This is a genomic window from Nostoc sp. CMAA1605, assembly GCF_021596505.1.
Lineage (GTDB): Bacteria > Cyanobacteriota > Cyanobacteriia > Cyanobacteriales > Nostocaceae > Trichormus.
The window spans coordinates 30,125-46,277 of record NZ_PJIZ01000014.1; the positions used below are offsets into that span (position 1 = coordinate 30,125).

Below are 16,153 nucleotides of genomic sequence, written 5' to 3' on the forward strand. Positions count from 1 at the left end.
AAATTTACCAAGGTAATCGTCCTGAATAATTATTACCTCGGCGTTCTCGTTCTATTGCTAAACGTTGTTGGAGTATTTTGTATATTTCTTGGGCAAGTATTTCTATATTTTCGGTTTCGTCCTTAGTTAAATTATTATTAGATTCTGGTTGTTCAGAATCATTCTTAACCATTTGTATCATTGGTGATTCAGCAGGATTCGAGAATGTCTGTATTAAATCATTTCTAGAGTTATTTTTAGATGAGAAACCAGTGTTTACTGGGGATTGGTGATGATGTTTTATGTTTGGGGAAATGTTTGGCGATCGCTTTTTTTTAGGTGAAATTTTTTGCCACTGCTTTTTATCAATTTCAGGTTGAACCACTATTTTTTTAGTATGACTAATAGCTGGTATACCATCCATTAACTCAGCAATATTAGACCAAGAATCTGGTACTCCTTCATTTTGTTTTCTCTGAATTTTGGATGGTGATTTATGGTCAATATCTATAAGATTATTTGTATTTTGTGATTTGTTGTCAACCAAGTTAGATGTCATTAATCCAGATGGATGAGATAGTGGTGAGAGGATTGAGATATTTTCGATAGCTTGCGGTAACTCAGGAATTATCGTATTTTTCGCTTGAATAATCTTTGTCGCATAATTCTTGTTTACAGATTTAATATTATTCGTTTCAGGTGTTGATTTAGTTGTACTGGATGTAGTTAATTCTGAGTGGGATGATATTTCTGAAATATCAACTGATAGCTGATTTTCTCGTTGTGCTTGGATAACTGTGTTTTCAGTCGCCGAATGTGTTGGTGTTGATGTGATTTCTGGGGAATTGGAAATTGATGAATTATTTTCCAGTTGTGGCTGAATAACTGTGGTTTCAGGTGTTGAGTTAGTTGTACTGGATGTACTTACCTCTGAGTGGGATAATGCTTCTGAATTATCAACTGATGACTGATTTTCTCGTTGTGGTTGAATAAATGTGCTTTCAGTCGCAGAATGTGTTGGTGTTGATGTGACTTCTGGGGAACTGGAAACTGATGAATTATTTTCCAGTTGTGGTTGAATAATTGTGGTTTCAGTCGCCGAATGTATTGGTGTTGATGTGATTTCTGGGGAACTGGAGACTGATGAATAGTTTTCCAGTTGTGGCTGAATAAGTGTGGTTTCAGGTGTTGAGTTGGTTGTGTTTGATGTAGTTACTTCTGAATGAGATGATGCTACTAAATTATCAACTGATGGCTGATTTTCTCGTTGTGGTTGGATAACTGTGCTTTCAGTCGCAGAATGTGTTGGTGTAGATGTGATTTCTGGGGAACTGGAAATTGATGAATGATTTTCCAGTTGTGGTTGAATAATTGTGGTTTCAGGTGTTGAGTCTGTTGTATTGGATGTAGTTACTTCTGAATGAGATAATGCTGCTAAATTATCAACTGATGGCTGATTTTCTCGTTGTGGTTGGATAACTGTGCTTTCAGTCGCAGAATGTGTTGGTGTTGATGTGATTTTTGAGGAAATGAAAATTGATGAATGGTTTTCCAGTTGTGGTTGAATAATTGTGGTTTCAGGTGTTGAGTCTGTTGTATTGGATGTAATTACTTCTGAATGAGATAATGCTGCTGAATTGTCAACTGATAGCTGATTTTCTCGTTGTGGTTGGATAACTGTGCTTTCAGTCGCAGAATGTGTTGGTGTTGATGTGATTTTTGAGGAATTGAAAACTGATGAATTATTTTCCAGCTTTGGCTGAATAACCGTGGTTTCAGGTGAGTTTGATAATGTTTCTGAATTATCAACTGATAGCTGATTTTCTCGTTGTGCTTGGATAACTGTGCTTTCAGTCGCAGAATGTGTTGGTGTAGATGTGATTTTTGAGGAACTGGAAATTGATGAATTATTTTCCAGTTGTGGTTGAATAAATGTGGTTTCAGGTGTTGAGTTGGTTGTGTTTGATGTAGTTACTTCTGAGTTTGATAATGTTTCTGATTGTGGTTGGATAATTGTGCTTTCAGTCGCCGAATGTGTTGGTGTAGATGTGATTTTTGAGGAACTGGAAATTGATGAATTATTTTCCAGTTGTGGTTGAATAAATGTGGTTTCAGGTGTTGAGTTGGTTGTGTTTGATGTAGTTACTTCTGAGTTTGATAATGTTTCTGATTGTGGTTGGATAATTGTGCTTTCAGTCGCCGAATGTGTTGGTATTGATGTGATTCCTGGGGAATTGGAAACTGATGAATGGTTTTCCAGTTGTGGTTGGATAACTGTGCTTTCAGTCGCAGAATGTGTTGGTGTAGATGTGATTTCTGGGGAATTAGAAACTGATGAATGATTTTCCAGTTGTGGTTGAATAACTGTGGTTTCAGGTGTTGAGTTAGTTGTGTTTGATGTAGTTACTTCTGAGTTTGATAATGTTTCTGAATTATCAACTGATGGCTGATTTTCTCGTTGTGGTTGGATAACTGTGCTTTCAGTCGCAGAATGTGTTGGTGTTGATGTGATTTTTGGGGAACTGGAAACTGATGAATTATTTTCCAGTTGTGGTTGAATAATTGTGGTTTCAGGTGTTGAGTCTGTTGTATTGGATGTAGTTACTTCTGAATGAGATAATGCTGCTAAATTATCAACTGATGGCTGATTTTCTCGTTGTGGTTGGATAACTGTGCTTTCAGTCGCAGAATGTGTTGGTGTTGATGTGATTTTTGAGGAAATGAAAATTGATGAATGGTTTTCCAGTTGTGGTTGAATAATTGTGGTTTCAGGTGTTGAGTCTGTTGTATTGGATGTAATTACTTCTGGCTGCGATAATGCTGCTGAATTGTCAACTGATAGCTGATTTTCTCGTTGTGGTTGGATAACTGTACTTTCAGTCGCAGAATGTGTTGGTGTTGATGTGATTTCTGGGGAATTGAAAACTGATGAATTATTTTCCAGCTTTGGCTGAATAACCGTGGTTTCAGGTGAGTTTGATAATGTTTCTGAATTATCAACTGATAGCTGATTTTCTCGTTGTGCTTGGATAACTGTGCTTTCAGTCGCAGAATGTATTGGTGTAGATGTGATTTCTGAGGAACTGGAAATTGATGAATTATTTTCCAGTTGTGGTTGAATAAATGTGGTTTCAGGTGTTGAGTTGGTTGTGTTTGATGTAGTTACTTCTGAGTTTGATAATGTTTCTGATTGTGGTTGGATAATTGTGCTTTCAGTCGCCGAATGTGTTGGTATTGATGTGATTCCTGGGGAATTGGAAACTGATGAATGGTTTTCCAGTTGTGCTTGGATAACTGTGCGTTCAGTCGCAGAATGTGTTGGTGTTGATGTGATTTCTGGGGAATTGGAAACTGATGAATTATTTTCTCGTTGTGGTTGAATAACTGTGGTTTCAGGTATTGATTCAGTTGTATTGGATGTAGTTACTTCTGAATGCGATAATGCTTCTGAATTATCACCCGATGGATGATGTTCCAATTGTGGCTGAATAACTGTATTTTCAGGTATTGAGTCAGTTGTATTGGATGTAATTATTTCTGAATGCGATAATACTTCTGAATTATCACCCGATGAATGATGTTCCAATTGTGGCTGAATAATTGTGATTTCTGGTGAATTGGAAATTGATGGATGATTTTCTCGTTGTGGTTGAATAACTGTGGTTTCAGGTATTGATTCAGTTGTATTGGATGTAATTACTTCTGAGTGTGATAATACTTCTGAATTATCACCCGATGAATGATGTTCCTGTTGTGGCTGAATAATTGTGGTTTCAGGTGTTGAGTCAGTTGTATTGGATGTAATTATTTCTGAATGCGATAATGCTGCTGAATTATCACTCGATGAATGATGTTCCAGTTGTGCTTGAATAACTGTATTTTCAGGTATTGATTCAGTTGTATTGGATGTAATTACTTCTGAATGCGATAATAATGCTGAATTATCACTCGATGAATTATTTTCTCGTTGTGGCTGAATAATTGTGGTTTCAGGTGCAGAATGTGTTGGTGTTGTTGATGTGATTTCTGGTGAATTAGAAACTGATGGATGATTTTCTCGTTGTGGCTGAATAACTGTATTTTCAGGCGCAGCATTTTTTGGTGTCGTTGATGTGATTTCTGTTGAGATGGAAATTGATGGATGATTTTCTCGTTGTGCTTGAATAACTGTATTTTCAGGTATTGAGTCAGTTATATTTGATGTAATTACTTCTGAGTGTGATAATGCTGCTGAATGATCATCCGATGAACGGTGTTCCAGTTGTGGCTGAATTAATGGGGTTTCAGGTTCAGAATGTGTTGGTGTTGTTGATGTGATTTCTGGTGAATTGGAAACTGATAGCTGATTTTCTCGTTGTGGTTGAACAACTGTAGTTTCAGGTGTTGAGTCAGTTGTATTGGATGTAATTACTTCTGAGTGCGATAATACTTCTGAATTATCACCCGATGAATGATTTGCTCGTTGTGGTTGAACAATTGTAGTTTCAGGTATTGAGTCAGTTTTATTGGATGTAATTACTTCTGAATGCGATAATACTTCTGAAGTATCACCCGACGAATGATTTTCTCGTTGTGACTGAACAACTGTGTTTTCAGGTGCAGAAATTGTTGATGTTGTTGATGTGATTTCTGGTGAATTGGAAGCTGATAGCTGATTTTCTCGTTGTGGTTGAATAACTGTAGTTTCAGGTATTGATTCAGTTGTATTGGATGTAATTACTTCTGAATGCGATAATACCTCTGAATTATCACCCGATGAATGGTGTTCCAGTTGTGGCTGAACAACTGTGTTTTCAGGCGCAGAATGTGTTGGTGTTGTTGATGTGATTTCTGGTAAATTGGAAACTGATGAATGATTTTCTCGTTGTGGTTGAATTAATGTCTTTTCAGGTATTGATTCAGTTGTATTGGATGTAATTATTTCTGAATGCGATAATACTTCTGAATTATCACCCGATGAATGATTTTCTCGTTGTGGCTGAATAATTGTGATTTCTGGTGAATTGGAAACTGATAGCTGATTTTCTCGTTGTGGCTGAATAATTGTGGTTTCAGGTGCAGAAATTGTTGGTGTTGTTGATGTGATTTCTGGTGAATTGGAAATTGATAGATGATTTTCTCGTTGTGGTTGAACAACTGTAGTTTCAGGTATTGAGTCAGTTGTATTGGATGTAATTATTTCTGAATGCGATAATGCTGCTGAATTATCACCCGATGAATGATGTTCCAGTTGTGGCTGAATAATTGTGGTTTCAGGTGCAGAAATTGTTGGTGTTGTTGATGTGATTTCTGGTGAATTGGAAATTGATAGATGATTTTCTCGTTGTGGTTGAATAATTGTGTTTTCAGGTTTTGAGTTAGTGGTATTTGATGTGATTATTTCTGAGTGTGATAATACTGCTGAATTATCACTCGATGAATGATTTTCTCGTCGTGGTTGAATAACTGCAGTTTCAGGTATTGAGTCAGTTGTATTAGATGTAATTATTTCTGAATGCGATAATGCTGCTGAATTATCACCCGATGAATGATTTTCTCGTTGTGGCTGAATAATTGTGGTTTCAGGTGCAGAAATTGTTGGTGTTGTTGATGTGATTTCTGGTGAATTGTAAACTGATAGCTGATTTTCTCGTTGTGGTTGAACAACTGTAGTTTCAGGTATTGAGTCAGTTGTATTGGATGTAATTATTTCTGAATGCGATAATGCTGCTGAATTATCACCCGATGAATGATTTTCTCGTTGTGGCTGAATAATTGTGGTTTCAGGTGCAGAATGTGTTGGTGTTGTTGATGTGATTTCTGGTGAATTGGAAACTGATGGATGATTTTTTCGTTGTGTTTGAACAAACGTAGTTTCAGTTGTGGAGTTAGTGGTATTGGGTGTAATTATTGCCGACTGTGATAATGCTTCCGAATTATCACCCGATGGATGATTCTCCCTTTGTGGATTAATAACTGTGGTTTCAGGTGTTGAGTTAGTAGTATTTGATGCTATTAGTTCTGACTGTGATATTTTTTCGGAACTCTCAACTGATGAATTGTTTTCTCGTTGTGGCTGAATAATTGTGTTTTTAGGTGCAGAATGTGTTGGTGTTGTTGATGTGATTTCTGGTGAGATGGAAACTGATGGCTGATGTTCTAATTGTGGTTGAATTAATGTAGTTTCAGGTGTTGAGTTAGTGGTATTTGATGTGATTACTTCTGACTGTGATAATGCGGCTGAATTATCAATTGATGAATGATTTTCCCATTGTGGTTGAATAACTGTAGTTTTAGGTATTGAGTCAGTTGTATTGGATATAATTATTTCTGAGTGCGATAATGCTTCTGAATTGTCACCCGATGAATGATGTTCTAGTTGTGGCTGAATTAATGTGGTTTCCGTTGCAGAATTTGTTGGTGTTGTTGATGTGATTGCTGGTGATATGGAAACTGATGGCTGATATTCTAGTTGTGGTTGAATTAATGTAGTTTCAGGTGTTGAGTTAGTGGTATTTGATGTGATTACTTCTGACTGTGATAATGCGGCTGAATTATCACTCGATGAATGATTTTCCCATTGTGGTTGAATAACTGTAGTTTTAGGTATTGAGTCAGTTGTATTGGATATAATTATTTCTGAGTGCGATAATGCTTCTGAATTGTCACCCGATGAATGATGTTCTAGTTGTGGCTGAATTAATGTGGTTTCCGTTGCAGAATTTGTTGGTGTTGTTGATGTGATTTCCGTTGCAGAATTTGTTGGTGTCGTTGAAGTGATTTCTGGTGAACTGGAAATTGATTTTTGATTTTCTCTTTGTGCTTGAATAACCGTGTTTTTAGGTGTTGAGTTAGTTGTATTGGATGAAATTATTTCTGATTGCGATAATACTGCTGAATTATCACCTGATAAATGATGTTCCTGTTGTGGATGAACAACTGTGTTTTCAGATACAAAATTTGTTGATGTTGTTGATGTGATTTCTGATGAACCAAAAACTGATGGCTGATTTTGTAGTTGTGGTTGAATAACTGTGTTTTTAGGTGTTGAGTTAGTTGTATTGGATGAAATTATTTCTGATTGCGATAATACTGCTGAATTATAACCTAATAAATGATGTTCCTGTTGTGGCTGAACAACTGTGTTTTTAGGTGCAAAATTTGCTGATGTCGTTGGTGTAATTGCTGCGGAATTGGAGACTGATGGCTGATTTTCTCTTTGTGGTTGAACAATCGTAGTTTCAGGTGTTAAGTTAGTGATATTTGATGTGATTATTTCATCGGGCGATAATGTTTCTGAATTATTAATTGATGAATAATTCTCTAGTTGTGGTTGAATGGCTTTGTGTTCAGTTGCAGAGGTTATTGGTGTTGTTGATGTAATTTCTGGTGAATGGGAAATGGGTTGATAATTTTCTAATTGTGCTTGAATAAATAACTTATCTGGATAATTATTACTGATAAATTTATTGTTATCAGGAAATCTTTGTAAATTTAAATTTGTTTTTTTAAAATTCGCTGGCTGAGATTCAGATGAAAATTGTGTGGTGCTTAAATTATTAGAAGATATATCATCTGTCAGTTCAAAATCAGAAAAGATTAAATTATCAAAACTTGATAGAGATTGATAACCTAAAGGCGACAAAAATTTAGGACTGATTAATTTTTGTCCCAAGGGTTTGTGAGGAAGTAATGGTTTTTTAATTCCTAGTTCTGGGTAATCACCAAAATTAGCTGCTAACTTATCTGTCATAAATCATTAATCTAATTACTAGAAAAGTATCCAGCACTATCTCTGCCTGATAAAATGGATGCACCACCTGCTCTAGTTTTATCAACTTTTAAGCCTTCATAGGTTAAGGTCAATTCTTCAATAGCTACTGTGTTGGATTCTGCACTGAAGCTGGGTGCTTTCCATCCAACAGGAACAGCACCAATCAGAGTCCAACATTGCATGATTTCTCCAGCTTGGTTAAATAATAAAATATTGACGTTACGACGTTGTTTAGCATTAGCACCAACACTACTCAAAATTTGACTCATCCAAGTCCAAAATGTTAAATCATTAGTAATTCCTCGCTTCAGTGTGACATCAGAAAACTCTGCTGGGTTCAACAGCACTCTTTGTTGATCATTTACACCACCTTCGGAGAATTTTTCTGTTTTGACTGTCACACCTAATCCTTGACATTCGGTAAAGCAAGCAGTGATGCTGCTTTCCATTTCTACATAAAATCTATTAGTGGTTACATAATTTAATTCACGAGCAGTATTAGTCATTATTTACCTCTTAATTAATTTCTATTGCGCTCTTTTTTGAGACGTAATTCTTCTAGCATTAACTCATAAATCCTATCGCCAAGCGTTTCTAATAATTGCCGATCGCCTAAAATTTTACCTGCTAGTTTTGCTAGTAATATCTGTTTTTCTGTATCTTTCATATTACTTATTATTTTTTTGTAAAGGTACTAATCCAGTTTGTTCTAGGAGATTTTGTACTTCTTGCGTTTTGAGCATTTCAGCAAATTTTTGTCCAATGGGAGGACGGCTATTATCTCCTAGATAAACTACAACCATTGGATAACTCAGGGGATAAGTTCCGTTCTTGAAAACTTCAAGATTAGGACTATAACTTCCTTTATCATCACATAAGTCTGTGTTGGGATTTATCGGTTTATTTGTATCATTCTGTACTAAAGCTTGTACGGATTCTTTATTACCATCTACGATGGCTAAAGGATATACGGAACACTGTCCAAATACTTGACTAAGCGTCGCAAAACCTATACTACCCAGCTTTTTATCGTCTTTTTCAAAATCTTGTAAAATCTTCCTCACCATTTCTAAAGTCTTCAACTGAGTAATTACTATAGGCTCATTATCTGTAAATGTATCCTGCTGTTTATTTATTTTCTGTAGTCGCTCAAATGTATCTATAGCATTAGGTTCTTTTAAAACTCTTTCTTTAAAAATATTTACTGCTTCTTCTTCTGAAGGTATATATAAATTTACACGTAATTTAGGTAACTGAGGATTTAATTGATTCCAATATTTAATTTTGCCTGTGTATAGATTTCGCAATTGCTCAAGACTAATTTGACCCCGCAAGGGTTCAGGTAAATTTTGCTCTCGTTTAGAGTAGCTAAAAGCCACAAAAACCACCAAGCCATCATAGGCAAATTCTTTATATCTCATTTGTGGTGGTAATTGATTAACTAAATTAGTCACAGCAAAATTATACTGACCAGATTGCACCTGAGCGATCGCGGTTTCTAATTTCTCTTCTGGTTGATAATTAATTTCCAGTTTCGGTTGGCTCTCTTTGAGCTTTTCTTCTAAGGTTTGGTTTTGTAAAATTAAATTACTCTGTTGTAAAATGTAACTCCAAGTAGCAGATTTTTCACCTGTATAATTGTATTTACCTGGAGGTACGCCAGGGACATCTTTTAAACAACAAACTACTGCATCTTGTGTATTAACTTCTGGCTTATAAAATATTTTGATTAATAGCCAAATAATTCCAGACAAAAATGCTATACCTAAAAGACTTAGTAATAACCAATAAAGAGGATGAAACTTTCTTTTGGTTTCTTCTTCTGCTTCTATAACTAAAACTTGATTGTGAGTAATTGGTGTAATTTGAATGAGTGCTTGTCTGGCTTCTTCTGCACTAATAAATGGTTTATCTAGTTCTAACAGGCGAAACAGGAAAGCCTGAAATTCCTGTCTCACGACTGGCCAATGCTGTTCTATTTTCGGATCAAGTGCCTGATTATGGGAGTCTACCGTCTTGCCAGATAATAAATAAAAAGCAATATATCCTAAATTTTTTAAATCTTGAGTAAATGTAGGTGGACTTTTTTTATTATTAGGGAATTCAAATAAATTTTCCCAGACTGCTAAATCACAAACATGGGTAAAAAATTCTAGTTCATGGGCAATTAATAACAAACTATCTAAACTGAGATTGCCGTGTGCAATTCCTTGCTGTACTTGCCCAGAAGGTAAGCTAAATTTTTGACCGTGGAGAAATTGCAATGTTTGCAAAACTTGGTTCAGCACATGATAAACCTCGTTTTCATTCATTGCACCACGTTCATGAAGATACTTCCGCAAAGTGGGATAGGTATCTTGAATACCAGTGGTGACGAGATAACAACGCTCGGCTGTGGGATCAGCGATCGCATCCCAAGGTAAAATCAAGCGGATATCCTGAACTCGACCATCAGCTAAACTTAAACCCGCCAACCGTTCAAAAGCCTGTTTTTTCTCTCTGGTTTCCTCTTGATTAAAAACCCGTTGTGGTAAAAGATATTCCTTAATGACCACAGGCTGCTGGTCTGCAAGCTGCACACCTTGGTACAAGCGTCCCATTCCCCGTCCTCCCAAAAAGCCATCTATGCGGTATCGTCCCCGATAGCCGCGAATTTCAGTTTTGGGGGGTAAAATCGCCGGAAAACCGCAATTAAGGCATTGTTTCGCCGTGGGGTCTTGTTCCAGGCTTTTTTGCGTCCATGCACAAGTTAAAGGGTTGCTATTCTCACAAACATAACGCCGATAGACCTCATCAACCCCCAAAGGAATTTGTGGTTCAACAGTCACTTCCCCAGAAACAACAGCATTATTAGTAACTTCTACCCCTGGTGACTGGGGAAAAAGTCCAGTTAACTTGGCTTTGATTTGTGCATAAACCACAACTAAAAACCCCTAGCGATCGCGCTTCTGGCATCGCATATTACCCTGATTTGGCGGCGATGACCATTAGACTTTCCGCTAGGGTGGGGATTGGGGATTGGGGACTGGGGACTGGGGATTGGGGACTGGGGACAAAGTAGACAAGGAGGACAAGGTAGATTATATATCCAATGCCCTATGCCCTATGCCCTATGCCCTATGCCCTATGCCCCATGCCCAATGCCCTATGCCCTATGCCCCTATCTCAATAGTTCTTCTACCTGATGCTGGCTCCAGAGTTTGCGATACATTCCTTCTTGCTGCATCAGTTCTAGATGATTGCCTACTTGGACGATTTTACCTTTATCCATGACGAAAATTCGGTCAGCTGCTGCCGCCGCCGAAAGTTGGTGAGTGATAAATACTACGGTTTTGCGTCCTGCACCACTGGCTAAATGATTGAGGATTTGGGTAGCAGTTTGATTATCTACGCTCGAAAGGGCATCATCTAAAATTAACACTGGTGCATTAACTAACATTGCCCTTGCTAAAGCTGTGCGTTGTCGCTGACCGCCAGATAGAGTAATTCCCCTTTCCCCTACAATAGTTTCGTACTGTTGGGGAAAGTTCATGATTTCTGGGTGAATTTGGGCTGATTTAGCCACAGATTCTATATTTAATAGGTCGCTTTCTGGGTTGCCGTAGCGGATATTATTTTTGATGGTAGTGCTGAATAAAAAGCTATCTTGAGGTACATAGGCGATCGCACTGCGTAAATCAGCTAAAGCTATCTTAGTAATATCCACCCCATCTAAAAATAACTGTCCTGGGGCGATATCTAACAATCGCGGTAAAGCATTAGCCAAAGTAGACTTTCCTGAACCAATAGCCCCCACAATTGAGACTGTTTCCCCAGAATGAATTGTAAAATTAATCCCCTCTAAAGCTGATTGCTTTGCGCCTGGATAACTAAAACTGAAATTTTTCGCGGTTAATTCCCCTTTGACTTCAGCTAAGGGTAAATGAATGGCATCATGATTATCTTTTATCTTGGGTTGGACACTAAATATCGCTTCTAAACGGTCTATACTCACTTCCCCCCGTTGGTAAGAGGTAATAGTGAAACCTAACAAAGTTGTGGGAAAAACTAGTCTTTCTACATAAATTAATAACGCCAAAAAATCACCAACTGCCAAATTACCAGTTGTAATTTGTGCTGTTCCTAACCAAATAATGATGAGTGAACTTAACCCCGCTAAACCACCAATCAAGGGGAACAAAGTATTGCGAATTTTCGCTAATCCCAAGTTTGCTTGTAATAATTCTTGATTTTTTTGAGCAAAGGCTCGACGTTCATTTGTTTCTTGGGCATAGATTTTAATTAAAGCCATGCCACTCATATCTTCTTGAATGAGTTCACTAATATCAGAGATTTTCTCTTGGACTGTGGCTTGTTTCTGACGTAAATGATTGCTAAATAAATGCACCAGCAGAAACATAAAAGGATACATCGCAATAGCAGCCAATGTGAGATTGACGCTAATTGCTAGCATTGCTGGCAGTGTTAAGGCATAAGCAAACACTGTATTACTTAAACTTAACACCGCAAAACCCAACAACCGCCGCACATTGTCTACATCACTAGTAGCCCTGCTAATTAAATCACCAATAGTATTAGTGGCAAAATAAGCTGGCTCTAATTGCAGTAAATGTTCAAAAATCTTTTGTTTGAGGTCAAATTCTACTTGTCTCCCTACGCCAAATATCCACAGGCGCGAAGCCATGCGAATCAACCACATCGCCGAACTGAGTAGAACAATGATTACAACATAACGGAGTATTTCCTGCCAGCTAAAGTTCTGAGCAATTTGGTCAATACAAGCACGAATTAACCAAGGAATATAAACACCTAATGCGTTAACAGACAACAAAGCCAAAATCCCCAACGTCGCATCTCGCAAGTGGGGACGTAGATAAGCACCGATTTTAGCAATTCGCCGAGATTTTTGCATGGAAGTAAGGCAGAAAGCAGGGGAAGCAGGGGGAGCAGGGGGAGCAGGGGAAGCAGGGGAAGAAATTCAACCTCGCGCCCAATGCCCGATGCCCAATGCCCGATCCCCAGTCCCCGATGCCCAATCCCCAATCCAGCCCTCAGTATACATAGTATCGATTGACTATTGCTTCTATCCCCGACGACCACGCAAGAAAGTGTAAACCTGATTGAGATAACTTTCCCAAACTTGGGTTGTAAGTTGCAGTGTTTCGGCACTAGGTACAAAATCTTCTATCCGTAGGCCTCGTTCTCTGATTTGTTGAGGATTCTGCATTAGGTAAGGGGGAATTTGGGTTTGCCAGTAATTGAATGCTAAATCTGTCTGACCGATTCTAGAACTGGGTAAAATGCCATTTCCGGTGACATCTGTAACCTGTGAAGCCACAATTGTTTCCGGTTGTGATGCGACTAACTCAGAACGAGGAATCATTGCTTCTTGAGGGACTAAGGGCGCTCTGACCAAAAAGTAGGCGATCGCCGGTGTGCTGGATAAAAGTAAAATTGCTAGTGACCAACCTACTAAATACCCTGCCGGTTTATCAATGCCACCGGCTTTGATTTTTTGTGCCGCAAACATTAACATTAACACTGACGCTCCCAATGGTTTGAGAGGGAATGATATTAACCTCCACAATGATGCGACGGCTGGCTCATTAGGGTTGATGAATGACAAAGCAATCACAACAATAATGATGACGAAAACTGTCCGCCCTACAAAAGTTCCTGTGGGGTAAAACTTCTGAAACAACGTGTAAGCGATAGTTCCAATCAGTAACCACACCAAGACCCGACTTAAAAGTTCAAACATAGATTTACACTCAAATCTCCTTTTGCGGTAAGCCTAGAGGTTTCTTAAAGTGGATTTATTTTGTCGTCAACGGTAATTTGACTTAAAATATCCCGACCCTCACACCAATGACTACCGTCGTAGTGATTTTAGTGCAATTTTTTGCCACTGCGTCTAATATTTATAATTTTCCAGATTAGGAATGTGGTACGTCGGTGAACTAAATTGATTAATTGATTAGTTGTCACTCAAGAGGAAAAACTATGTCACCTGGAAAACCCAGTATTTTGGTCACGGGGGGAGCAGGATATATCGGCTCACACACCGTTTTAGCTCTCAAACAAGCAGGTTATGACGTGGTAATACTCGATAACTTAGTTTATGGCCACCGTGACTTGGTAGAACAAGTTTTACAAGTCGAACTCATTATTGGTGATACGAGCGATCGCGCCCTATTAGATAATTTATTTCAAAGTCGCAATTTTGCCGCCGTTATGCACTTTTCCGCTTACGCTTATGTAGGCGAATCTGTGACCGACCCAGCCAAATACTACCGCAATAATGTTGTCGGAACACTAGTGCTTTTAGAAGCCATGCAGGCAGCATCTATTAAGAAATTTGTCTTTTCTTCCACTTGTGCCACCTATGGTGTACCCGATGTAGTACCGATTCCCGAAAATCATCCCCAAAATCCCATCAATCCCTACGGTACTACCAAATTAATGGTTGAGCGCATCTTAGCAGATTTTGATGTAGCTTACGGTTTGAAATCTGTGCGTTTCCGCTATTTCAATGCGGCTGGCGCACACCCCCAAGGGTTATTAGGTGAAGACCATAACCCCGAAACCCATCTTATCCCCTTGGTACTCCTCACAGCCTTGGGTAAGCGCGAATCCATCTCTATTTTCGGTACAGATTACCCCACACCCGACGGGACTTGTATCCGCGACTATATCCATGTTAACGATTTAGCCGATGCCCACATTTTAGGCTTGGAATATCTCTTAAAAGGTGGCGAAAGCGACGTATTTAATTTAGGTAATGGTCAAGGCTTCTCAGTTCGTGAAGTCATCGCCGCCGCCGAACAAGTCACAGGACTAACCATCCCCATAGTAGAATGCGATCGCCGCCCAGGAGACCCCCCCAGCCTCATTGGTAGCGGCGAAAAAGCCCGAAAAATCTTAGGTTGGCAACCCCAATACCCAGACATTAAAGATATCGTCACCCACGCCTGGCAATGGCATCTGGGAAGGCATAAGTAGGGGACTGGGGATTGGGGACTGGGGCATGGGAGATGCTGTTAGCGGAAGCGCGGCGTTTAGCCGGTGATGAGTAATGAGTGCTGAGTGCTGAGTGCTGAGTAATGAGTAATGAGTAATGAGTAATGAGTAATGACTAATGACTAATGACTATTGACTATTGACTACTTTCCTTAAAAAAACCTTAATTCTCCGAATCATCATTGCACCTCATTGAATTGTTCGATTATACTTCGGTTAAATTTTGATGCAGTTAGTTAATATCAGTGTTTTAGCTGGTTATTTAATATTGGAAAGCAGCGAATATCGATTTTGTAGTTAGTTCGACAATATCTATTGGCCTTGCCTTATATCCCTTCTGCATTTTCATTGTAGGAGGGACGCAAAGCCATATCTATACAAAGCCTTTGAATTCTATTTGGCAGCTTGTCAATTTATGTGAAACGAATTAATTATTATGCGGAATTTACATCAATATTCAGCGTCGAACCTTCTTTTTTAATGGAGTAATACCAATTTTGCATTTTGAATTGGGAACAAAGCAACATGACAACATCAGATTTTACAATTATCAATAATAATCAATCCCCAAATTTAACTCCTGATGGCAGTACAAATCTATCTTCAGATAAGACCAAAACACTGCTGACATTGAGGATAATTGAGAATTTACTAATAGCAGCCTTCTTATTAACTAGCATAATTATAATTGCCTTTTCTAAGAATAGTAACTTGGCAATTTATGGTGTAATAATTCTCTGTGTAATTTTGGTATTATTTATTATCAACAGACAAGTATTTCAAGATTCTCAAAAATTAGTCTATCAGTATGAAGTTAATAGAAAAGCCGAAATATATACTTATCTATTGAATAATAATGCTTGGCAAGTCAACAACTTTACACCAGTCAAAGCCAAAGCGTTACAATATTGCCAAGATTTAATCGATGACTATAAACGAATTCGCAATTTATCGAGAAATATTTACTACCTATTGCAAATTACCACTGTGGTGTTTTCTGGGATTACACCGATTTTAGTGTTAGTAGATAAAATAGAATCAGGGCAGACTTGGTTAAAGTGGCTACCAGTAATTTGTCCAGCGATCGCCTCTATTTTAGCCAGTATAGTCACCTCATTTCCTTTCCAAAAAAATTGGGTGGCAGCAAATACAGCCGTAGAATTATTAGAGGCTGAACAGGAAAAATTTATTTTAGGAGTCACACCACCTTATCGGTTCTATGACATTGCCGATGAACTGCAACAGCAGCAAAAAGCTAGTCAATCATTAGAATATTTTATTCAACAAGTGAATAGTATTCATCTCCAACAAGTACAGCAAAGTAGCGAAGCGACGGGAGAAAAGAAAGAAGCCAGCGCAGCGAAAGAATCACAACCAGCAGAGTCAGCCGCATAGTTGACG

Annotated in this window: 10 protein-coding genes; 4 read left to right on the plus strand and 6 right to left on the minus strand. The window is 38.2% G+C overall.

All coding sequences use genetic code 11. The annotated features are described in order from the left end of the window. Positions 1 to 4 precede the first annotated feature (4 nt). Genes CV014_RS07505 through CV014_RS30350 form a run of 4 tightly spaced genes read right to left on the minus strand, consistent with a single transcriptional unit; the run spans position 5 to position 10,653 of the window. Positions 5 to 7,711: a hypothetical protein gene (locus tag CV014_RS07505; RefSeq protein ID WP_236141464.1), complete on the minus strand. Its 7,707-nt coding sequence runs from the start codon at positions 7,709 to 7,711 to the stop codon at positions 5 to 7. Positions 7,712 to 7,722: 11 nt separating this feature from the next. After that, positions 7,723 to 8,238: a phage tail protein gene (locus tag CV014_RS07510; RefSeq protein WP_236141465.1), complete on the minus strand. Its 516-nt coding sequence runs from the start codon at positions 8,236 to 8,238 to the stop codon at positions 7,723 to 7,725. Between the two features lie 14 nt (positions 8,239 to 8,252). After that, the gene (locus CV014_RS07515) at positions 8,253 to 8,399 is read right to left on the minus strand and encodes a hypothetical protein (RefSeq protein ID WP_236141466.1); all 147 of its coding nucleotides are present in this window, start codon (positions 8,397 to 8,399) and stop codon (positions 8,253 to 8,255) included. Between the two features lies 1 nt (position 8,400). Continuing rightward, complete coding sequence (locus CV014_RS30350; RefSeq protein ID WP_236141467.1) at positions 8,401 to 10,653, minus strand: substrate-binding domain-containing protein; 2,253 nt, start codon at positions 10,651 to 10,653, stop codon at positions 8,401 to 8,403. On the opposite strand from CV014_RS30350, the gene CV014_RS07525 reads away from it, so the two are divergent. Both CV014_RS07525 and CV014_RS07530 read left to right on the plus strand, forming a co-directional pair. Then, positions 10,641 to 10,793, plus strand: a complete 153-nt coding sequence (locus CV014_RS07525) for a hypothetical protein (protein ID WP_236141468.1) — start codon at positions 10,641 to 10,643, stop codon at positions 10,791 to 10,793. The two genes, CV014_RS30350 and CV014_RS07525, sit on opposite strands and share 13 nt — an antisense overlap. Beyond that, positions 10,744 to 10,917 carry a hypothetical protein gene (locus tag CV014_RS07530; RefSeq protein WP_236141469.1) on the plus strand — a complete coding sequence of 58 codons (174 nt, stop codon included), beginning with the start codon at positions 10,744 to 10,746 and terminating at the stop codon, positions 10,915 to 10,917. The genes CV014_RS07525 and CV014_RS07530 overlap by 50 nt, the downstream gene beginning before the upstream one ends. On the opposite strand, the gene CV014_RS07535 is transcribed toward CV014_RS07530, so the two are convergent. After that, a complete protein-coding gene (locus CV014_RS07535) occupies positions 10,893 to 12,644 on the minus strand; it encodes an ABC transporter ATP-binding protein (protein WP_236141470.1) in 1,752 nt (583 codons plus the stop codon). The genes CV014_RS07530 and CV014_RS07535 overlap by 25 nt on opposite strands. Before the next feature lie 171 nt (positions 12,645 to 12,815). Continuing rightward, positions 12,816 to 13,493 carry a hypothetical protein gene (locus CV014_RS07540; RefSeq protein ID WP_236141471.1) on the minus strand — a complete coding sequence of 226 codons (678 nt, stop codon included), beginning with the start codon at positions 13,491 to 13,493 and terminating at the stop codon, positions 12,816 to 12,818. A 242-nt stretch (positions 13,494 to 13,735) separates the two neighbouring features. Between CV014_RS07540 and galE the strand changes: the two genes are divergently transcribed. Together galE and CV014_RS07550 are read left to right on the plus strand one after the other, a co-directional pair. Next, positions 13,736 to 14,734, plus strand: a complete 999-nt coding sequence (gene galE, locus CV014_RS07545) for a UDP-glucose 4-epimerase GalE (protein WP_236141472.1) — start codon at positions 13,736 to 13,738, stop codon at positions 14,732 to 14,734. 543 nt (positions 14,735 to 15,277) lie between these two features. Next, the gene (locus tag CV014_RS07550; protein ID WP_236141473.1) at positions 15,278 to 16,147 is read left to right on the plus strand and encodes a DUF4231 domain-containing protein; all 870 of its coding nucleotides are present in this window, start codon (positions 15,278 to 15,280) and stop codon (positions 16,145 to 16,147) included. The last annotated feature ends 6 nt before the right edge of the window (positions 16,148 to 16,153 follow it).

Coding starts and splice junctions, on each gene's coding strand:
- CV014_RS07505 (WP_236141464.1), bottom strand. CDS start 7,711: ATGACAGATAAGTTAGCAGCTAATTTTGGTGATTACCCAGAACTAGGA.
- CV014_RS07510 (WP_236141465.1), bottom strand. CDS start 8,238: ATGACTAATACTGCTCGTGAATTAAATTATGTAACCACTAATAGATTT.
- CV014_RS07515 (WP_236141466.1), bottom strand. CDS start 8,399: ATGAAAGATACAGAAAAACAGATATTACTAGCAAAACTAGCAGGTAAA.
- CV014_RS07535 (WP_236141470.1), bottom strand. CDS start 12,644: ATGCAAAAATCTCGGCGAATTGCTAAAATCGGTGCTTATCTACGTCCC.
- CV014_RS07540 (WP_236141471.1), bottom strand. CDS start 13,493: ATGTTTGAACTTTTAAGTCGGGTCTTGGTGTGGTTACTGATTGGAACT.
- galE (WP_236141472.1), top strand. CDS start 13,736: ATGTCACCTGGAAAACCCAGTATTTTGGTCACGGGGGGAGCAGGATAT.
- CV014_RS07550 (WP_236141473.1), top strand. CDS start 15,278: ATGACAACATCAGATTTTACAATTATCAATAATAATCAATCCCCAAAT.